At 74.1% G+C, this 19,154-nt stretch carries 16 protein-coding genes; 5 read left to right on the top strand and 11 right to left on the bottom strand.

Features of this window, described 5'->3' with window-relative positions; genetic code table 11:
* Position 1 precedes the first annotated feature (1 nt).
* Positions 2–1,120: a glycerate kinase gene (locus ACZ52C_RS14240; RefSeq protein ID WP_469075340.1), complete on the bottom strand. Its 1,119-nt coding sequence runs from the start codon at positions 1,118–1,120 to the stop codon at positions 2–4.
* 286 nt (positions 1,121–1,406) lie between these two features.
* On the opposite strand from ACZ52C_RS14240, the gene ACZ52C_RS14235 reads away from it, so the two are divergent.
* From ACZ52C_RS14235 to ACZ52C_RS14220, 4 genes are all read left to right on the top strand, one after another.
* Positions 1,407–2,504, top strand: coding sequence for an ADP-ribosylglycohydrolase family protein (locus ACZ52C_RS14235; RefSeq protein WP_469074992.1), 1,098 nt, complete (start codon positions 1,407–1,409; stop codon positions 2,502–2,504).
* Positions 2,505–2,567: 63 nt separating this feature from the next.
* Positions 2,568–3,059, top strand: coding sequence for an NUDIX domain-containing protein (locus ACZ52C_RS14230; protein ID WP_469074991.1), 492 nt, complete (start codon positions 2,568–2,570; stop codon positions 3,057–3,059).
* A 471-nt stretch (positions 3,060–3,530) separates the two neighbouring features.
* Positions 3,531–5,978 (top strand): protein kinase domain-containing protein, encoded by a 2,448-nt coding sequence (locus ACZ52C_RS14225; protein WP_469074990.1) that lies wholly within the window; start codon positions 3,531–3,533, stop codon positions 5,976–5,978.
* Between the two features lie 56 nt (positions 5,979–6,034).
* The gene (locus ACZ52C_RS14220) at positions 6,035–6,769 is read left to right on the top strand and encodes an SIR2 family NAD-dependent protein deacylase (protein WP_469074989.1); all 735 of its coding nucleotides are present in this window, start codon (positions 6,035–6,037) and stop codon (positions 6,767–6,769) included.
* 21 nt (positions 6,770–6,790) lie between these two features.
* Here ACZ52C_RS14220 and ACZ52C_RS14215 read toward each other — a convergent pair whose 3' ends face one another.
* From ACZ52C_RS14215 to ACZ52C_RS14205, 3 genes are all read right to left on the bottom strand, one after another.
* Positions 6,791–7,282, bottom strand: coding sequence for a methylated-DNA--[protein]-cysteine S-methyltransferase (locus tag ACZ52C_RS14215; RefSeq protein ID WP_469074988.1), 492 nt, complete (start codon positions 7,280–7,282; stop codon positions 6,791–6,793).
* 61 nt (positions 7,283–7,343) lie between these two features.
* Positions 7,344–8,840 carry an AlkA N-terminal domain-containing protein gene (locus ACZ52C_RS14210; RefSeq protein WP_469074987.1) on the bottom strand — a complete coding sequence of 499 codons (1,497 nt, stop codon included), beginning with the start codon at positions 8,838–8,840 and terminating at the stop codon, positions 7,344–7,346.
* A 167-nt stretch (positions 8,841–9,007) separates the two neighbouring features.
* Positions 9,008–11,032, bottom strand: a complete 2,025-nt coding sequence (locus tag ACZ52C_RS14205) for a heavy metal translocating P-type ATPase (protein WP_469075339.1) — start codon at positions 11,030–11,032, stop codon at positions 9,008–9,010.
* Positions 11,033–11,089: 57 nt separating this feature from the next.
* Between ACZ52C_RS14205 and ACZ52C_RS14200 the strand changes: the two genes are divergently transcribed.
* Positions 11,090–11,458, top strand: coding sequence for an ArsR/SmtB family transcription factor (locus tag ACZ52C_RS14200; protein WP_469074986.1), 369 nt, complete (start codon positions 11,090–11,092; stop codon positions 11,456–11,458).
* Between the two features lie 87 nt (positions 11,459–11,545).
* On the opposite strand, the gene ACZ52C_RS14195 is transcribed toward ACZ52C_RS14200, so the two are convergent.
* The 7 genes from ACZ52C_RS14195 to ACZ52C_RS14165 form a co-directional block, all read right to left on the bottom strand.
* Positions 11,546–12,397 (bottom strand): hypothetical protein, encoded by an 852-nt coding sequence (locus tag ACZ52C_RS14195; RefSeq protein ID WP_469074985.1) that lies wholly within the window; start codon positions 12,395–12,397, stop codon positions 11,546–11,548.
* Between the two features lie 247 nt (positions 12,398–12,644).
* Positions 12,645–13,154: an O-acetyl-ADP-ribose deacetylase gene (locus tag ACZ52C_RS14190; RefSeq protein WP_469074984.1), complete on the bottom strand. Its 510-nt coding sequence runs from the start codon at positions 13,152–13,154 to the stop codon at positions 12,645–12,647.
* A gap of 137 nt (positions 13,155–13,291) precedes the next feature.
* Complete coding sequence (locus ACZ52C_RS14185) at positions 13,292–14,476, bottom strand: cytochrome P450 (protein WP_469074983.1); 1,185 nt, start codon at positions 14,474–14,476, stop codon at positions 13,292–13,294.
* A complete protein-coding gene (locus ACZ52C_RS14180) occupies positions 14,473–15,873 on the bottom strand; it encodes an alkaline phosphatase family protein (protein ID WP_469074982.1) in 1,401 nt (466 codons plus the stop codon). The genes ACZ52C_RS14185 and ACZ52C_RS14180 overlap by 4 nt, the downstream gene beginning before the upstream one ends.
* 100 nt (positions 15,874–15,973) lie before the next feature.
* On the bottom strand, positions 15,974–17,224 hold the full coding sequence (gene eboE / locus ACZ52C_RS14175; RefSeq protein WP_469074981.1) for a metabolite traffic protein EboE: 1,251 nt from the start codon (positions 17,222–17,224) through the stop codon (positions 15,974–15,976).
* A 10-nt stretch (positions 17,225–17,234) separates the two neighbouring features.
* The gene (locus tag ACZ52C_RS14170; protein WP_469074980.1) at positions 17,235–18,089 is read right to left on the bottom strand and encodes a TatD family hydrolase; all 855 of its coding nucleotides are present in this window, start codon (positions 18,087–18,089) and stop codon (positions 17,235–17,237) included.
* Positions 18,090–18,258: 169 nt separating this feature from the next.
* On the bottom strand, positions 18,259–19,092 hold the full coding sequence (locus tag ACZ52C_RS14165) for an EboA domain-containing protein (protein ID WP_469074979.1): 834 nt from the start codon (positions 19,090–19,092) through the stop codon (positions 18,259–18,261).
* Positions 19,093–19,154 lie beyond the last annotated feature (62 nt).

Raw genomic sequence — 19,154 nt, 5'->3', positions numbered from 1 at the left:
GTCAGGTGAGGAAGTCCCGGCCGATCCGTTCGGCCACCCGTTCCAGGATCGGCCCCGGATCCGCGATGCAGCGCTCCACGTCCGGTTCGATCTCCGTGAGCGGATACGCTCGGCGGATGCCCGCACGCCCCAGCGCCTCCGGAGGGAGGGCCAGGCGGCCGCAGACAGCGACGACCTCCTTGCCGGCGGCGCGGGCGGCCGCCGCGACCCCGGCGGGAGCCTTGCCGTGCAGGGTCTGCTCGTCGAGGGAGCCCTCGCCGGTGATCACCAGCGTGGCCTTCTCCAGCGCCGGCGCGAAGCCGAGGACGTCGAGCATGACCGCGATGCCGGGGCGGAAACGGGCGCCGAGGACGAGGGCGCCGTAGCCGATGCCGCCCGCGGCGCCCGCGCCGGGGGCCAGGGCGTGCTCGGCGGCGCGCGCGCCCACCGTCTTCTCCAGGACGGTCGCGAAGTGCGTCAGGGCCGCGTCCAGCGTCGCCACGTCCTCGGGGCTCGCGCCCTTCTGCGGGCCGTACACGGCCGGAGCGCCCTTGGGGCCCGTGAGCGGATTGTCGACGTCGCTCGCCAGGACGAGGTCGACGGACGCGAGCCTCTCGTCGAGGCCCGACAGGTCCGCCGTCGCCAGGTCGCGCAGGCCTCCGCCACCGGGCCCGACGGGCTCCCCCGCCGCGTCCAGGAAGCGCGCGCCGAGCGCCGCGAGCATGCCCGCGCCGCCGTCCGTGGTCGCGCTGCCGCCGACGCCGAACACGATCGTGTGGGCACCCGCGTCGAGCGCGGCGCGCAACAGCTCTCCGGAGCCGTACGTGGAGGCCGTGAGCGGTGCGAAGACCCCGGCGGGGAGGCGCTGCAACCCGCTCGCCTCGGCCATCTCCACGACGGCCGTGTCGCCGCGCAGCGCGTACGCGGCGGTGACCGGCTCGCCGAGGGGGCCCGCGACCCGTACCTCGCGGCGTTCGAAACCGGCCGCGACCGCCGCGGCCACCGTGCCGTCGCCGCCGTCGGCGACCGGCAGCGCCTCGACCTCCAGGCCGGGCCGGACCCGGCGCAGGCCCGCCGTGACCCGCTCGGCGACCTCCACGGCCGTCAGCGTGCCCTTGAACTTGTCCGCGGCGATCAGCACCCGCGGATCGGCCGTGCCCGTGTCGCCGGCCGTGCCCGTGTCGCCGGCCGTGTCCTTGTCGCCGGACGTGTCGATCCCGTCCACTGCGGCGTTCGCCACCTAGCGTTCCCCTCGCTCATCGGGCCTTGCGCACGTCAAGGCAGTCGCGCCGCTGTGACCCTAACCGGCCCGGCCCCGGTACGTCATGCCCCGTCCCGCCCAGCGAACACCCGCCCCGAGCGGGTTCCGCCGGCCCCCGGCGGGCCGTCATGCGCGGAATCGGGCGGAAACGGGTAGACCTTCGGACATGACGCCCACGACCACGACCCCTCTCGCGCCCCCGGTCGGTGCCGAGCTCGCCGACCGTGTGCTCGGGGGCTGGCTGGGCCGGATCGCGGGGAACATGCTCGGGAAGCCGGTGGAGCAGGGGGAGGTGTGGACCCGCGAGCGCATCGACCGCTATCTGCGGCAGGCCGGGGCCCTCCCGCTCACCGACTACCTCCCGGAGCCGGTGAGCGAGAGCGACGGGGTCGCGCTGCGGCCGGAGTGGCGGGACTGCGTACGCGGCCGGATCCACGGCAGCTGCCGCGACGACGACGTGGACTACGCGATCCTCGGGCTGCACCTGCTGGAGACGCACGGCTTCGGCTTCAGCACCGAGCAGGTCGGTGACCTGTGGCTGCTGCGGCTGCCGTACCTCCAGACGTTCACGGCGGAGCGGGCGGCCTACCGCAACCTCGCGAGCGGACTGAAGCCGCCGCTGACGGCCACCTACGACAACCCGTACCAGGAGTGGATCGGCGCCCTCATCCGGGCCGACGTCTTCGGCTGGACCTCCCCGGGCCTGCCCCGGCGCGCGGCCTCGCTGGCCCGGCGCGACGCGGTGCTGTCGCACACCGGCAACGGGGTGTACGGGGCGATGTGGGCGGCGGCCCTGATCGCGGCGGCGTTCACGGCGCCGGGGGCGCGGGCGGCCCTGGACGAGGCGCTGGCGGTGGTGCCCGCGAGCAGCCGTCTGGCCCGGACCGTGCGGCGGGTCGTGTCGCTGCACGAGGCCGGACTCGCCTGGGAGGAGACGCTGACGACGGTGGGCGAGGAGACGGCCGGGCTCGGCTGGATCCACGTGGTGCCGAACGCCGCCGTGCTCACGGCCGGGCTGCTGTACGGCGACGGCGACTTCACCCGCACCCTCGCGCTGACCGTCCGCGGCGGCCTGGACACCGACTCGAACGGGGCCACCGCCGGTTCGGTGGCGGGTGTGCTGTGCGGGGCGGCGGCGATCCCGGACCGGTGGAAGGACCCGTTGGAGGACACCGTGCGCAGCGCCGTGTTCGGCTTCGACGGGGTGCGCATCAGCGAACTCGCGGAGCGCACGGTGCGGTTGGCGGAGACGTTCGGCTCCTGAGCGCCGGTCCTCGCGCCCCTGGCGCCGATTTCCCGCCTTTCGCGGCCCGTCTACCCTGGGCGGATGACCACTTCGGACTTCGCCGCGTACATCGCGAGCCTGCCCCGTGTCCTCGCCGGTGCCGCCGCGATCTTCCGTGACGCCGAGGGGCGCGTGCTCGTCGTCGAGCCCAACTACCGCGAGGGATGGGCCCTTCCGGGCGGCACGATCGAGTCGGACGACGGGGAGACCCCGAGGCAGGGGGCCCGGCGCGAGACCCTGGAGGAGATCGGGCTGGACGTCGAGCCGGGGCGGCTGCTCGCCGTGGACTGGGTGCCCGGGGTGGGCAGGCCGCCGCTGGTGGCGTACGTGTACGACGGCGGGGTGCTCGACGAGGAGGATCTGAAGCGGATCCGGTTGCAGGAGGAGGAGTTGCTGTCGTGGCGGCTCGTCCCGCGTGCCGAACTGCCGGAATACCTCCTGGGACCGCTCGGCCGGCGGGTGCTCGCCGCCCTCGACGCGCTGACGGAGGGCACGGGCCCGGCCGAGCTGGAGAACGGTGAGCGGGTGGCCTGAGACCGGGCGAGGATCGGCCACGGCGGAGTCGTCCGGTCGCCGACCACTGTTGACAGGAGTCAGCTGACGTCACGTCAACTCCCCTTGTACGGAACGTGAAGTGTGTGAACCTGCCACTTAATGGAAGTTTAAAGCGCTGGCTGAAAACCCTGCCCGTTCGTCACTCCAGCATCTAGGCTGACGTCACCCCCGTCCGAGCGATCGTGCCTCGTTGCCCCGCTCGGTGACCGGGGCAGCACTCGGGACACCCGTGACCGGCGGCCCGGGCGCGGGCCGTGGCGCCGGGAGATCCGGAGCCCCTGGGGAAACGGTCACCGGGAGCCGCCCGGAGCAGTCGGTCTCCCCCCACCTGCGGGCCGTTTCTCGCCCGTCATCACCGAACAGGCAGCTGAGGTCATGGAACCACTGGGCTCAGACGATCCCGAGGAGCTAGGTCCCTACCGTCTCGTGGCACGGCTCGGCGCAGGAGGGATGGGGCGGGTCTATCTGGCGCGCTCCCCGCAGGGGCGGACCACCGCGGTCAAGGCCATCCGCCCCGAGCTGATGGGGGACAAGAACTTCCGCATCCGCTTCCGCCGCGAGGTGGAGGCCGCGGGGGCGGTCGGCGGCAGATACACCGCGCCCGTCGTCGACGCCGACCCCGAGGCCCCCATCCCCTGGCTGGCCACCGACTACATCGCCGGCCCCACCCTGGCCGAGGCGGTCGCCGCGCACGGCCCGCTGCCGGTGGAGTCGGTGCTGGTGCTGGGGGCCGGCATCGCCGAGGCGCTGATCTCGGTGCAGGCGGCCGGGCTGGTGCACCGCGACCTGAAGCCCTCCAACGTGCTGCTCGCCGCCGACGGGCCGCGCGTCATCGACTTCGGCATCGTCCGGGCGAGCGACGGCTACGACCTCACCCGCTCGGGCGCGCTCTTCGGTTCCTTCGAGTACATGTGCCCCGAGCAGGCGACGGGCGAGCCGCTGGGCCCCGAGGGGGACATCTTCTCGTTGGGCTCGGTGCTCACGTTCGCCGCGTCCGGGCACGCCCCGTTCAGCGGCAGCGCGGTGGCCACGCTCCTGTACCAGGTGGTGCACAGCATGCCCGATCTGAGGGGTGTGCCCGAGCCCCTCGACAAGATCATCAACCTCTGTCTCACCAAGGACCCCCGGCTGCGGATCACACCGGACAAGCTGGCCGCCGCCTGCGCGCCCGGCGGGGTGGAGCAGCCGGCGGCCGACGGCTGGCTGCCCCCGTCGGTGGCCTCCTCGATCGCCCTGCGCGCGGCGGCGGTACAGACCCTCGACAGCGGGCCGGACGGCCCGGTCGTCCTGCGCTCCACCGAGGCCGTGCGGGAGCGGGACGCGTACGACTTCCAGCGGGAACGTCTCGCCCACGCGCCCGGGCCGGAGCGGGCGGCGTACGACGCGCGGCGGGACCGGGCGGCCTACGGCTTCGAACATGAGGGCGCGCCCGCCGCCACGGGCACTCCGCCGGCGTGCGACTCCGGCGGCCCGTACGACGGCTCCCCCGGCCTGTCGGCCGGGGCGCCGCCGGCCGACAGGGACGGCGGGTACGGCCGGGCCGACACGATCGGCGGGTACGGCGAGAGCGGGCCGTACTCCGGGAGCGGGAGGTACGGCGCGGACGGCGGTGCGGGCCGGACCGGTGGCGAGTCGTCCTCCGCGGCCGTGCCCTCCGCGGGCGCGGGCCCGCGTCCCGCCCCCGGCGACCCGGAGCCGTACCGCGCCTCGGGGCACCGTCGTGCCGTACCGCGGCCCGGTCCCTCGCGGCGTACGGTCCTGACCGTGTCGGCGGGCTCCGCCGCGGCCGCGGTCGGGGCCGGCCTGGTGCTCAGCCGCCGCAGCAAGCCGACCGTGCGGTCCACGGACCCCGCGGGCCCGGCCCCGAAGCCGCTGTGGACCTACCGCGGCGGCCCGCTGCTCCAGGCGCCCGCCGTCTTCCACGACGGCACGGCCCTGGTGAAGACCCGCCCGGGTGACCTGCTCTGCCTCGACCTCAAGGACGGCACCCGGCCCCGATGGGTCTACCAGGGCATCAGCCAGTCGCCCACCCCGGCCGTGTTCGCCTTCGACGCGGTGATCGCGCTCGGCGAGGGGTCGACGGTGATCGGGGTCGACCCGGTCGACGGAACGGAACGTTTCACCGTCGACTTCGGGCCGGACTTCCGCTTCACCACCCTGCTCGGCGCCGTCGACGACCGGGCCGTCTCCGTCATCGGCGTCCGGCTGCGGCGCGAGTCCGACGAGCAGGGCGTCGCGACGTCCACGGACACCGTCTTCGGCGTCGACCTCGCGGCCCGCCGCGCCGAGGTGATCCCCATCAGCCCGGAGGACGTCGGCGTCAAGCTGGCGCCGGTCATCCTGCCCGGCTATTTCGTCTACGCGGACGGACTGCGCAACGTCACGGTCCGGGACACCGACAGCTCCGGCGTCCTGTGGCGCCACCCGGTCGGCTACGACCTGCGGCCGGGGCTCGCCGTCGTCAACCGCACGGTGTTCGCCATCGGCCAGGAGCTCAAGGCCCTGGACCTCAACGACGGCAAGCTCCGCTGGCGGGTGAAGCCGGAACGCGGCAAGTTCGCCTCGCTCGGCGGCTACGGCAACACCGTCTACGTCACCGGCACGGATCCCGCCGGTGTGTACGCGTTCAACGCCGGTACCGGTGCCCGCCGTTGGTTCTGCCCCACCCCGCGCCTCAACATCGACCAGCCGATCACGGCGGGCCCGGACGCGGTCTACGTCACCGCCTACAAGAACAAGAACGGTTTCTACGCGATCGACGCCGCCAAGGGCGGACTCCTGTGGAACTTCACCGACGGCCTGGAGACCGGCGTCAACGACTGGCAGCTCGCCTGCGACCACAGCGGCGTCCTGGTCGCCCAGCACTACGACCGCACCTACGGCCTGCCCTCCCCCTGACCCCGCCCCGCCGATATCCGCTCGCCCCGGCCGCACAGCCGACCTACGCTCGCCCCATGAACAAGCCCCTCGTCGCCCTCCTCAGTGGCGCAGGCATCTCCACCGACTCCGGCATCCCCGACTACCGGGGCCCCAACGGGCTGTGGCGGCGGGATCCGGAGGCCGAGAAGCTGGTGACGTACGAGTACTACATGGGGGATCCGGAGATCCGCCGGCGTTCGTGGCAGATGCGGCGGCAGAACCGGACCCTGAGGGCCGAGCCGAACGTGGCGCACCGCGCGGTGGCGGAGCTGGAGCGGTCCGGGGTGCCGGTACGGGTGATCACACAGAACGTGGACGGGCTGCACCAGCTGGCCGGGATGCCGGCCCGCAAGGTCCTGGAACTGCACGGGTCCGCCCGGTCCGTGGTGTGCGTCGGGTGTCATGCCCGGATGCCGATGGAGGACGCGCTCGCCCGGGTCGAGGCCGGTGAGGACGACCCGCCGTGCCTGGAGTGCGGGGGCGTGCTGAAGTCCGCCACCGTGATGTTCGGCGAGCGCCTGGACCCGGTGGTCCTCGGCGAGGCCGTCGCGATCACCAAGGCCTGCCAGATCTTCATCGCCGTCGGGAGCAGCCTCCAGGTGCAGCCCGCCGCCGGGCTGGCCGGCGTCGCCGCCGACCACGGGGCCCGCCTGATCATCGTCAACGCCGAGCCGACCCCGTACGACGAGCTGGCGGACGAGGTCGTACGGGAGCCGATCGGCACGGCGTTGCCCGAGGTGCTGCGGGGGATCCGCGCGGAGAGCGACTGAGGGGCCCGGGGGCCGGGCCCCTCAGAAGAGTGCCGCGCCCCGTTCGAAGTCCAGCAGGCGCTGTTTGCGTTCCGTGCCGCCTCCGTATCCGGTCAGGCTGCCGTCGGCGCCGACCACGCGGTGGCAGGGGACGATGATGCCGACGGGGTTCCTGCCGTTGGCCAGACCGACCGCGCGGGACGCCTTGGGGTTGCCGAGGGCGCCCGCGAGTTCGCCGTACGAGCGGGTCTCGCCGTAGGGGATCCGGACGAGCTGTTCCCAGACCTGACGCTGGAACGGGGTGCCGCGCAGCCGGAGTTCGAGCGTGAACTGCCGCAACTCGCCGCCGAAATAGGCCTCCAGCTGTTCCCGCGCCTCGCCGAAGGCCGTGTCGTCGCGTGCCCCGAAGCCCTCCTGCGGCGGGCGGTGGCGCTGGTCGGTCATGTAGAGGCCGCACAGGACACCGTCGTCGGCGACGAGGGTGAGGGGGCCGTAGGGGCTGTCGACGACGGAGTGCCGCTTCTGCTGCTTCATGAGAGGTCCTCGGAAGGTCGGTCGGCCGGTGCCTTCGGCGCGGGGGCCGACGGCGACCGGCTCATACGGGGAGGAAGTTGATGGGGTGGCTGTCCGTCGCCCAGAGGTACTGGACCGCGTAGGCCCGCCACGGCCGCCAGGCCTCGGCCCGGGCCGTGAGGGCGGCCGGGGTGGAGGGCAGGCCCAACTCGGCCGCCGCGCGCCGGATTCCGAGATCACCGGCGAGGAAGGCGTCCGGGTCGCCGAGGGCACGCATGGCGATGACGTCGACGGTCCAGGGGCCGAAGCCGGGCAGGGCGAGGAGCCGGGCACGGGTCTCGGCCCAGTCGCTGTCCACACCCAAGTGCAGTGCCCCTGAGGCGAGTTGGCCCACCAGCGTGGTGAAGGTGGTCCGGCGGGTGCGCGGCATCGCGAGGGTCTCGGGATCGACGACCGCCAGCGCCTCGGGGGACGGGAAGAGATGGGTGAGGCCCCCTTCCGGATCGTCGACCGGTTCGCCGTGCGCGACGACCAGCCGGGCCGCGTGGGTCCGGGCGGCGGCCGTGGAGACCTGCTGGCCGAGCACCGCCCGTACCGCGAACTCCGCCTCGTCGACGGTCCGCGGCACCCGGCGCCCGGGCGCCTTGTCCACCAGCGGGGCGACCAGGGCGTCGGTGCGCAGCTGCTCGTCGACCGCGACCGGGTCGGCGTCCAGGTCGAGCATGCGGCGGCAGCGGCTGATGGCGACGGGCAGGTCGCGCAGATCGCCGAGGGTGAGCCGGCAGGCGATGTGGTCGGGCTCCGGCGTGAGCGCGACGATGCCGTGGCCGTACGGCAGCCGGAGCGTGCGCCGGTACGCGCCGTCGCGCCACTCCTCCACCCCGGGTACGGCGGTCGCGGCGAGGTGACCGAAGAGGTTGTCGGGGTTGAGCGGGGCCCGGAACGGCAGCCGGAGGCTCAACACCCCTGAAGTGCCTGGGGAGTCGGAGCGCTGCCGGGCCGACCGGGTGGCCCGCTCGCGCAGTTGGCTGGGCGACAGCGCGAAGATCTCCCGGACGGTGTCGTTGAAGGTCCGGATCGACCCGAACCCGGCGGCGAACGCGATCTCCGCCATCGGCAGCGCGGTCGTCTCGATCAGCAGCCGCGCGGTCTGCGCCCGCTGTGCCCGGGCGAGTGCCAGCGGGCCCGCGCCCAGCTCGGCCAGCAGGTGCCGTTCGATCTGCCGGGCGCTGTAGCCGAGTCGCCGCGCCAGCCCCGGCACGCCCTCCCGGTCCACGACCCCGTCCCCCATCAGCCGCATCGCCCGCGCCACCAGGTCCGCCCGTCGGTCCCACTCCGGTGACCCCGGGCTGGTGTCCGGCCGGCACCGCTTGCAGGCCCGGAACCCGGCCTGCTGGCACGCCGCCGCGCTCGGGTAGAACGTCATGTTCTCCGCCTTCGGCGGCACCACCGGGCAGCTGGGCCGGCAGTAGATCCGTGTGGTCACCACGGCCGTGAAGAACCAGCCGTCGAACCGCGCGTCCTTCGACCGCACGGCCCGCACACACCGTTCCGTGTCCGCGTACATCCCGTTCCGCATGCCTCAAGCATCGGGGAGGGGAAGGAGAAGGGCTGGCGAGAATCCGACATCGCGGTGAGGGCGCCTCGTGACCGCCGAGACCCTTCAGGAGCGCGGGGAACCGCGCGACCAACCCGTACGAGCCCGCAGCCGCCCCACAACGGACAGCCCCTCCCCCTCAGGCGCCCCTAACCCCGCGCAGCGCTGGCCCACGCCCCCTCTCGCAGCAACCGCAGACCGTTCAGCCCCACCACCACCGTCGACCCCTCGTGCCCCGCCACCCCGAGGGGCAGCGGCAGATGGCCCACCAGGTCCCACACCACCAGCACGGCGATGCACACCCCCGCGATCACCAGGTTCTGCACCACCAACCGCCGGGCCGCGCGGGACAGTCGCACCACCGCCGGGATCGCCCGCAGTTCGTCGCGCACCACCACCGCGTCCGCGGTCTCCAGCGCCAGATCGGAACCGGCCCGGCCCATGGCCACCCCGGCGTGCGCGGCGGCGAGCGCGGGCGCGTCGTTGACCCCGTCCCCGACGAACAGCACCTTCGCGCCCCCGTTCTGCAGCTCCCGTACGGCCTCCACCTTGCCCTCCGGCAGCAGTTCGGCCCGCACGTCGTCGATCCCGGTGTCCGCCGCCACCCGGGCGGCGGCACGCGCGTTGTCGCCGGTCAGCAGGACCGGCGACCCGCCGGTCAGAGCGGTGAGGGCGCCCACCGCGGCGGGTGCGTCAGGACGCAGCCGGTCGGCCAGGGTGAGCGTCCCGACGGCGACGTCGTCCCGCTCGACGACGACGGTCGTGCCCTCGGCGACCGCCCTGCCGGCGACGTCCCCGTCGACAGCGATCCCGTCGCCAGCGGTCCCGTCGGCGGCGGCCCCGTCGGCCGCAGTCCCGTCACCGATCCCGGCGTGCTCCCCCGTCCGCCCCACAGCCACCACGCGCCCCTCGACGGTCGCCCGCACGCCCCGGCCCGGCAGGGCCACGAAGTCCTCGGCGGCGGCCACCCGCAGCCCTCGCGCGCCGGCGGCGGCCACCACCGCGCGGGCCAGCGGATGTTCGCTCGGGTACTCGGCGGCCGCGGCCAGGGCCAGCAGCTCGTCCTCGTCGAGCCCGGAGCCGGGCAGCGGCCGTACGGCGACGACCTCGGGCGTGCCCTCCGTGAGCGTGCCGGTCTTGTCGAGCGCGGCGGCGTCGATCTCGCCCAGCCGCTCCATCGCGACGGCGGACTTCACGAGGACACCGTGGCGGCCGGCGTTGGCGATGGCGGAGAGCAGCGGCGGCATGGTGGCGAGGACCACCGCGCAGGGCGAGGCGACGATCATGAAGGTCATGGCGCGGAGCAGCGCGGCCGTGAGGTCCTCGCCGAAGGCCAGGGGGATGCCGAAGACGGCGAGGGTGGCGACGACGACACCGACGGCGTACCGCTGTTCGATCTTCTCGATGAAGAGCTGGGTGGGCGCCTTGGTGCGCGATGCCTCCTCGACGAGGCTCACGATGCGGGCGATCACGGAGTCGGCCGGGTCCCGTGCGACGCGGACGCGCAGCGCTCCCGTGCCGTTGAGGGTGCCCGCGAAGACCTCGTCGCCCGGGGCCTTGGGGACGGGCAGCGGCTCGCCGGTGATGGTGGCCTGGTCGGCCTCGCTCTCCCCCGCGACCACACGGCCGTCGGCACCGATGCGCTCGCCGGGGCGGACCAGCACCAGGTCGCCGACGGCGAGGCGGTCCGTCGGCACGGTCTCCTCCGCCGTGCCGTCCGGCGACAGCCGGGTGGCCGTGGTGGGCGCGAGGTCGAGCAGACCCCGTACGGAGTCCGCGGTGCGGGCGGTGGCCAGGGCCTCCAGGGCGCCGGAGGTGGCGAAGATGACGATCAGCAGGGCGCCGTCGAGTACCTGGCCGATCGCGGCCGCGCCGAGCGCCGCGACGATCATCAGCAGGTCGACGTCGAGGCTCTTCTCGCGCAGCGCCCGCAGTCCTTCGAGGGCGGGCTCCCAGCCGCCGGCCGCGTAGGCGATCACATAGAGCGGGCCGTACAGCCAGGCGGAGGCCCCGGCCAGGTCCAGGGGGAACGCGAGCAGGAAGGCGAGGGTCGACGTGAGCGCCCAGCGGGCCTCGGGAAGGGCGAGGACGCGGGTGCGGCGGCGGGGGGCCGTCGTGGCGGACGGCCGGCGGACCGGGGTGGGGGTGAGGGTGGCAGACACGCGGCACACCATACAGGAACACATGAAGACTCATTCATGCCTTCATGTGCGATGAGTAAGATACTCGCCATGGGTCATGGAGCCGTCACCTCAGCGCAGGACGCCGCCCCTCGTGTGCGTCTGGACGCGGCCAACGTCGCCAAGGTGGCCACCACCCTCCAGGCCCTCTCCACCCCGTCCCGCCTGCTGATCCTGGCCAGGTTGCGCGAAGGGCCGCTCCCCGCGACCGAGTTGGCCGCCGAGGTCGGGATGGAGCAGTCCGCCTGCTCCCACCAGCTGCGGCTGCTGCGCAACCTCGGCCTGGTGGTGGGCGAGCGCCGGGGGCGTTCGGTGGTGTACGCGCTGCACGACCACCATGTCGCCGAGCTGCTGGACCAGGCCGTCTACCACGTCGAGCACCTGCGACTGGGGCTCAGCGACACGCCGGACGGGGACTGAGGCGCCGGGCGGGTACGAGAGCGCCCCGGCCGGTGGCCGGGGCGGGGTGCCTGGTGCGGAGGTCCGGGCAGGTCTCCCGGGTGGTGGTCACGCCGCCGGGGTCGCCGGCAGCGTCGAGGCGGGCAGGCCGCCGAGCAGTCCTCCGAGCAGGCCGGTGACCAGGCCGAGCACCGGCTGCAGAAGACCGGTGACGACACCGAGGACCGGGCCGAGCAGACCGGTCACGGCACCCAGGACCGCACCCAGGTCGAGCGAGGTCAGCGCCTTGAGCAGCGCGTCGACCGCGGCCTGGAGCGCGGCCAGCAGATCCGCGACCGGGTCGGCCGCCGCGGCGCGGTGGGAGCCCGCCGGGGCCGCCGCGTCGATCTTCTGCAACCGCTGCTGCACGGTGGCGTGGGCGGTCCGCAGAGCCGCGACGTGCCGGGCCGCCTCGGCGGTGTCCAACTGGCCGGCGTCCAGCTCGGCGACGGCCGTCATCTCGTCCAGCAGCGGGGCGAGCACGTCGTTCTGGTCCATGCGGTCGAGCAGGTCCAGCTGACCGAGCAGATCGTCCACGTCGGTGCCGACGGCGTCGGTCTCCGTGGCCGTGCCGGTCGCCGTCTCCGCGGCCGCGTCCGTGCCGGCGTCGAGATCCGCCAGCAGCGCGTCCAGATCGCTCTCGAGCTTGTCCAGGAGCGCGTCCATGTCGGCGATCTCCTTGTCGACGATGGCGTCCGCCTCCGCCTCCTCCTTCTCCACGAGCGCGTCGATCTCCTTCTCCAACGCGTCGAAGAAGGCGTCCAGATCGGGTTCGGGGACCGCGGCGGCCCGGGTCGCGGCACGGTCCGAGGCGGCTCGGCCCGCGTCGACGGCCGCGGTGGCGGTACCGACCGGCCCGAAGACCAGTGCCCCGCAGACCAGAGGTGACAGGAGAAGAGCACGGGAGACGAGGGCGCGCATGCACGTTCCTTTCGAAGCAGCTGTCCTTGCGCTCACCGTGGGAGGCGTCACGAGGTGCCGCAACCGAGCCCGGCGCCCCGGCCGGACCCGCCGACCGACCGCATCGACGACCCTGACCAGCGTGTTTCCCCCGAGGGCGGGCTCCGTACGACTCCGTTCGACTCGCCTTCGGCGTTCGTCCGTCAGAGTGCGGGAGGGCGACACGCCGGGCCGCGTCCCGCCCGTCGGCCGGCCCCTCGACGCCGTGTCAGTCCGTCTGTTCGGCGAACGCCCGGTACGCCTCGTCGTCGAAGAGGACGAACCTGACCTCCTCGACCGAGGTCTCGGTGGCCCGGACGGTCTCCACGGCGATGCGGGCGGCGTCCGCCATGGGCCAGCCGTAGACCCCGGCGGAGACGGCCGGGAAGGCGACGGTCCGGGCGCCCAGCTCGTCGGCGACCCGGAGGGACTCGCGGTAGCAGGACGCGAGGAGGGCGGAGCGGTCGAGACTCTGGCTGTGGACGGGTCCGACCGTGTGGATGACCCAGCGCGCGTCGAGGTCGCCCGCCGTGGTGGCGACGGCCTGACCGGTGGGCAGGCCCTTGCCGTAGTGGGAAGCGCGCAGCTTGCGGCAGTCGGCCAGGATGGCGGGGCCGCCGCGCCGGTGGATGGCGCCGTCCACTCCTCCCCCGCCGAGGAGGGAGGAGTTCGCGGCGTTGACGATGGCGTCGACGGACTGCTCGGTGATGTCGCCCCGGACGAGGGTGATGGTGGTCATGCCCGCCTCTATACCAGCCGACGGGACGGGCGGGCCTCCGATTTCGACCCGCCCGGGGCGGGCGGGACCGGCCACCGGGTCGGGCCGGCGGCCGACACCCGGTCCGCCTGCGCGCGCCGGGGGCGATCCCGTACGGACTACCAGCCGACCGGCAGCGACCGGACCCCGTGGACCGTGGTCATCGTCAGCGCGAAGTCCTCCGGCGGTGCGGTCAGGCGCAGGCCGGGCAGGCGGTCGAAGAGGGCGGGCAGGCCGACCTGGAGTTCCGCCCGGGCCAGGGACTGGCCGACGCACTGGTGCAGTCCGTGGCCGAAGGCGAGATGACCGGCGGCGCCGCGGCGGACGTCCAGGGCATCGGGGTCGGTGAAGGCGGACGGGTCGCGGTTGGCGGCCTGGAGCGCGACGACCACACCCTCGCCGGCGCGGATGCGGACGCCGGCCACCTCCACGTCCTCGGTGGCCACCCGGCGCAGCCCCGAGTGCGCGACGGTCAGATGGCGCAGCAGTTCCTCGACGGCACCGGGCCACAGGCCGGGGTCCGCGCGCAGGGCGGCCAGTTGTGCCGGGTGGCGCAGCAGGGCCACGACCGCCAGCGGGAACATGTTCGCGGTCGTCTCGTGGCCGGCCACCAGCAGCAGCGAGGCGATGCCGACGGCCTCGGGCGCGCTGACCTCGCCGGTCGCCACCCGGTCCCGGGCGAGCCGCGAGAGGAGGTCGTCGGCGGGCTCCCGGCCGCGTCGGGCCAGCAGCTCGCCCAGGTAGGTGTGGAGGGCCTCGCGGGCGGCCATCATCTCCTGCGGCCCCGACGAGAGGCTGCTGAACGCGTGCGCCTGGCGCTGGAAGAAGTCGTGGTCCTCGTACGGCACGCCGAGCAGCTCGCAGATGGCGAGCGAGGGCAGCGGCAGGGCGTACGCCGTCACCAGGTCGGCGGTCGTGGCGCCGTCCGCCGTCATCGCGTCGAGCAGGTCGCCGCAGATCCGGGCGAGCGCCGGGCGCAGCTGTTCGATGCGGCGGAAGGTGAAGTCGGGGATCAGGACGCGGCGCAGCCGGGTGTGGTCGGGCGGGTCCATCATGAAGAACTGGCCCGGCGCGCGGGGCGGCGACTGCGGGCGGAAGCCGGGAAAGCCGTCGCGGGTCGCGTCGGCGCTGAAGCGGGGGTCGGCGAGGACCGTGCGGGCGTCCTCGTGCCGGGTGATCAGCCACGGGCTGTTGTCACCCCAGATCGTCACCCGCCGGATCGGCTCCTCGGCACGCCACTTGGCGTACTCCGGCGACGGGTCGAGCAGCGGGCGCAGGTCCGGGAGGGGAGGGTGGGTGGTCATGCCCGCGGCTCCTCCGGCGTCAGGCCCGCGAGGCGCAGCAGCAGGGACTTGATCTCGGTGGCGGCGTACGCCTCCCGGGCCGGCCCCGCGGTGGAGCACAGCAGGACGGGACCGTCGTCGGGGTCGGCGGGGAGGCGGCCGTGGCTGCCGCGCACGCCGGCGGGGTCCAGCGGCACCGTGCTGATGCGGTAGCGGAAGCCCAGCTTCTTGCGGGCGACCTGGCCGACGGCGCGCAGCTTCACCGCGGGGACGGTCTCGTCGTAGAGCAGCTCGGCGGGGTCGTAGCCGGGTTTGCGGTGGATCTCGACCTGGCGGGCGAAGTCGGGGGCGCGCTCGTCGTCGAGCCAGTAGTAGTACGTGAACCAGGCGTCGGGGTCGGCGACGGCGACGAGTTCGCCGGAGCGCTCGTGGTCCAGGCCGTGCGCGGCCTTGCCCTCGGCGTCCAGCACCTCGTCCACACCGTCGAGTTCGGCCAGCAGCTTGGCGACCTCCGCGGTGTCGGCCGGGTCCCGGACGTACACGTGGGCCACCTGGTGGTCGGCGACCGCGAAGGCGCGTGAGGTCCAGGGGTCGAGGTACTCCATGCCGTCCTGGGTGTACACCTGGAGCAGTCCGGCCCGGCGCAGGGCCCGGTTGATGTCCACGGGCCGGGAGACGGGTGTGATGCCGTACTCGCTGAGCGCCACCACCGTGGCGCCCGCGCGCTGGAAGTGGTCGAGCAACGGGCGCAGCGCGTCGTCGAGTTGGCGGGCCGCCTGGATCGTGGCGGGCGAGTCCGGGCCGGATCGCTGGGGCTCGTAGTCGAGTTGGGGGAGGTAGACGAGGGTGAGGTCCGGGCCGTGCTCGTCGAAGACCTGGCGGGCGGCGCCCAGGATCCACTGGGTGGAGGGCATGCCGGCGTTCGGGCCCCAGTAGGTGAACAGGGGGAACGGGCCGAGGCGGTCGGTGAGTTCGTCGTGCAGGCTGGGCGGCCAGGTGTAGCAGTCGGGTTCCTTGCGGCCGTCGGAGTAGTAGACCGGGCGCGGGGTGACCGTGAGGTCGACGTCCGCGCCCATCGCGTACCACCAGCAGATGTTGGCGACCTTGTAGTCGGGGTCGGCCCTGCGCGCGGTCTCCCAGATCTTCTCGCCGCCGACGAGCGCGTTGTGCTGGCGCCACAGCAGCACCTCGCCGAGGTCGCGGAAGTACCAGCCGTTGGCGACCGCGCCGTGCCCGGCGGGCGGTTCGCCGGTGAGGAACGTGGACTGGACCGTGCAGGTCACGGCGGGCAGGACGGGGTCGAGCCGGGCCCGGAAGCCGCGCTCGCCGAGGGCGGCCACGGCGGGCATGTGGGCCAGCAGCTTCGGGGTGAGACCGACGATGTCGAGGACGACGAGGCGGCGGGGTCGGGTGGTCATCGCCGGTGCTCCTTGGTGCCGGGCCGAAGGCTCATCGCAGGTTCTCCTCGCAGGGGTCCGGGGCCGGTCGTGGGCTTGCGGTGGGGCGGTCGCGGGCTCGTCATCGGTCGTCCTTGAGGCCCAGGCCGGTCAACCGGTCGCGGGCCCAGGCGAGTTCGGCGGCGATTCCGCCGGGCAGGTCGGTGGGCGGTTCGGGGAGGACGGACCAGGTGTAGGTCTCGACCTCGATGTGGTCGCAGTCGGCCGAGGGTCCGCCGAGGAGTCCGGCCAGCACCCGGCCCAGCTGGTCGGCGGTGGTGCGCAGCGGCGGTTCGGGGTCGGCGTGCAGCGGGGCGTGGAAGTGGACGCGCCAGGGGCCGGTGTCCGTGGGCAGTCCTCCGCCCAGCGCGTCCGGCAGATCGTCGACACCCAGGACCTCCGGGTCCCCCGACACCTCCGGGTCCCCCGACCGAGATGCCGTGCGCGTCTCCCGATCCACCCGCTCGGCCGCCGTGCGCTCCTCCCCGTCCGTCCCCCGCGACACCGTCGTGCGGGTCTGGTGCAGGAAGCGTGGTTCGGCGAGGCGGTGCAGGGCCGCGCGGGCGGTGGGGTCGGCCGGGTCGGCGGCCTCGATCGCGCAGGACGCCTGGAGCTTGACCACCGGCAGCCCGGCCTCGGCGAGGCGGCGCAGGGCCGCGCCGGGTTCCTCGAACTGCACGGCGAGGTGGCAGGCGTCGAGGCAGACGCCGAGCCGTTCGGGGTCGAGGCCGCGCAGTTCCCGTACGGCCTGGACGGTGGTCTCGACGACGCAGCCGGGCTCCGGTTCGAAGCCGACGCGGACGCGGCGGCCGGTGTCCGACTCGATCGTGGCGAGCCCGGCGGCGAGCCGGTCCAGGGCGCGGCGGGCGGTGTCGGCGCGGTCCGGCGGCCAGGGTGTGCGCCAGGCCAGCGGCAGGGTGGAGACACTGCCGCGTTCCGCGTCGTCGGGAAGGAGCGCGGCGAGGAGTCGGGCGCAGTCGAGGGTGTGCGTCAGGCGCGCCTCGTCCGCCCAGTCGGGGAGGTAGACGTCCTTCTTGACCACGTCGCGGTGGAACCCGGCGTAGGGGAAGGCGTTGAGGGTGACGGTCTCCAGGCCCCGGGCGGCGAGTTCGGCCTTGAGGCGCCGCACCTCGCCCGGTTCGGCGGTGAGTCGGGTGACGACGTCACGGGCGAGCCAGAGTCCGATGCCCAGCCGGTCGACGCCCAGCCGCTCCCGCACCGGTTCGGCGTGGTCGGCGAGTTGCGCGAGGACGCCGTCGACATCCTCCGCCTGGTGGACGTTGCTGCAGTAGCCGAGGTGGACGGTGGTGCCGTCGGGGTGCCGGAAGCGCATGGATGGCCCCTCATTCCCCGCCGCGCCGGACGGAGTTGCCCTGGAAGCTCGACTCCTCGTCGGGCTTGGGCTCGTCGAGGTCCAGCCGTCCGCTCTGGCCGTAGAAGGCGACCGGGTTGCGCCACAGCACCCGGTCGACGGTGTCGTCGTCGAAGCCGGCGGCGAGCATGGCGTCGGCGGTCCTGCGGGTCTTCAGCGGGTCCGAACGTCCCCAGTCGGCGGCCGAGTTGACGAGGACGCGCTCGGTGCCGTGGTCCTGGAGGATGGTCACCATGCGGTCCTCGCTCATCTTGGTCCTCGGGTAGATCGAGAACCCGGCCCAGCAGCCGCTGTCGAGGACCATGCCGACGGTCAGCTCGTTGAGGTGGTCGAGGACGACGAGTTCGGGGGCGATGCCCGACTCCCGTACGACATCGAGGGTGCGCCGGGTCCCGGTGGCCTTGTCGCGGTGCGGGGTGTGCACGAGGGCGGGCAGTTCGTGCTCGATCGCGAGCTGGAGCTGGAGGGCGAGGGCCTCGTCCTCCTCCGGTGTCATGGAGTCGTAGCCGATCTCACCGACGGCGACCACCCGGTCCTTGGCGAGGTAGCGGGGCAGTTCCTCCAGGACGGGACGGCAGCGCGGGTCGTTGGCCTCCTTGGGGTTGAGGGCGATCGTGCAGAAGTGCTGGATGCCGAACTGGGCGGCCCGGTAGGGCTCCCAGCCGAGCAGCGCGTCGAATGAGTCGTAGAAGCTCTCGGGCGAGGTGCGGGGCTGGCCCAGCCAGAACGCCGGCTCGACGACGGCGCGCACTCCGGCGGCGTGCATCGCCTCGTAGTCGTCGGTCGTGCGGGAGGTCATGTGGATGTGGGGGTCGAAGATGCGCACGGGCAGGTCTTTCCTCGGGTGGTGCGGTGAGCCGCGCCGACTGCGGCCGGGACGGTGACGGTGTGCGGAGGAGGCGGGACGGGACGGACACGGGGACCGTGCGGCGGCCGTGGCCATGGGGGAGGCGGACTGCCGGGTGGAGACCGGGACCCGGGAGGCAAGAGCGTGGCTATGGGGAGGCCGTGGCCCGGTGGAGCGCCCTCAAGGCACGCTCGGCGGCCGCTCGGCGCTCGGGTGCCGCGGCGCGGGTCTCGGCGGTGAGTCCGTCGGCGAGCTGGTCGGCGGCGGGGAAGGGGCGGACGACGGGCCAGATGTCCGCCGGTACGTCACGCCCGGCGGCGACCCGCTCGTGCGCGAAGTCGGCCAGCATCCGGGCGAGTTCGGCGTCGGCGCGGGCGGGGAGACCGTCGATCCGGTCCAGCGGGATCTCGTGGAACACGCACTTCAGCACGGCCTGCCGGTACTCCGCGTCCGGCAGCCTGGCCGCGCCGTACGGGCCGAGGGCGGCCTCGACGAGGCTGCTGTCGTTGCCGCGCAGGGCGTCACGGACGAGCGGGAGGGCGAGATCGCCGAGGGGTTCCCGCTCCCGTGCGCCGCCGGAGCCGGAGCGGGCGCCCGAACCGGAGTCGGCGTCGGTGCCGGCGCCGTGCGGTGCCGCGAGCAGCGGCAGGGTCCGCAGCACCGCCCGTTGTTCGGCCGGGTCGCCGTGGCGGTGCAGGCCCGTCAGTTCGTCGGCGAGCGGCTGTCCGCCCAGCGGCAGCGCGGTGAGCAGGACCGCGCGGGCGGCCTCGTCGACGGTCCAGCGCGCGTCCAGCCGGGCACGCCCGCAGCGTCTTCGGGCGGCCGGGAACAGGGGGCGGACGGCGGCGGGGCGCTCGGTGACACGGGCCACGGCCTCGTCGAGCCAGGCACGGGCGGCCGGGTCCAGCGGGTGCCGGGCGAGGAGGGTGCGGGGGTCGGAGAGTTCGGCCGTCGCGGAGGGCGGCATTCCGGTGGAGACCATGACGGAACAACCTCCTGTGGGGGTGGAGGGGTGCGGAGGGCGGGGGGTGAGGTCGTTGGGCG

The organism is Streptomyces sp. NPDC034049, assembly GCF_055575575.1.
This window is presented reverse-complemented; position numbering and strand designations above follow the sequence as displayed.

Bases quoted from the DNA above. Each gene is read 5' to 3' on its own strand.
- ACZ52C_RS14185 (WP_469074983.1), bottom strand. From the start codon at position 14,476: ATGACCACCCACCCTCCCCTCCCGGACCTGCGCCCGCTGCTCGACCCG.
- ACZ52C_RS14225 (WP_469074990.1), top strand. From the start codon at position 3,531: ATGGGGCGGGTCTATCTGGCGCGCTCCCCGCAGGGGCGGACCACCGCG.
- ACZ52C_RS14180 (WP_469074982.1), bottom strand. From the start codon at position 15,873: ATGACCACCCGACCCCGCCGCCTCGTCGTCCTCGACATCGTCGGTCTC.
- ACZ52C_RS14165 (WP_469074979.1), bottom strand. From the start codon at position 19,092: ATGGTCTCCACCGGAATGCCGCCCTCCGCGACGGCCGAACTCTCCGAC.
- ACZ52C_RS14235 (WP_469074992.1), top strand. From the start codon at position 1,407: ATGACGCCCACGACCACGACCCCTCTCGCGCCCCCGGTCGGTGCCGAG.
- ACZ52C_RS14190 (WP_469074984.1), bottom strand. From the start codon at position 13,154: ATGACCACCATCACCCTCGTCCGGGGCGACATCACCGAGCAGTCCGTC.
- ACZ52C_RS14220 (WP_469074989.1), top strand. From the start codon at position 6,035: ATGAACAAGCCCCTCGTCGCCCTCCTCAGTGGCGCAGGCATCTCCACC.
- ACZ52C_RS14205 (WP_469075339.1), bottom strand. From the start codon at position 11,032: ATGGTGTGCCGCGTGTCTGCCACCCTCACCCCCACCCCGGTCCGCCGG.
- ACZ52C_RS14210 (WP_469074987.1), bottom strand. From the start codon at position 8,840: ATGCGGAACGGGATGTACGCGGACACGGAACGGTGTGTGCGGGCCGTG.
- eboE (WP_469074981.1), bottom strand. From the start codon at position 17,224: ATGCGCTTCCGGCACCCCGACGGCACCACCGTCCACCTCGGCTACTGC.
- ACZ52C_RS14195 (WP_469074985.1), bottom strand. From the start codon at position 12,397: ATGCGCGCCCTCGTCTCCCGTGCTCTTCTCCTGTCACCTCTGGTCTGC.
- ACZ52C_RS14215 (WP_469074988.1), bottom strand. From the start codon at position 7,282: ATGAAGCAGCAGAAGCGGCACTCCGTCGTCGACAGCCCCTACGGCCCC.
- ACZ52C_RS14230 (WP_469074991.1), top strand. From the start codon at position 2,568: ATGACCACTTCGGACTTCGCCGCGTACATCGCGAGCCTGCCCCGTGTC.
- ACZ52C_RS14200 (WP_469074986.1), top strand. From the start codon at position 11,090: ATGGGTCATGGAGCCGTCACCTCAGCGCAGGACGCCGCCCCTCGTGTG.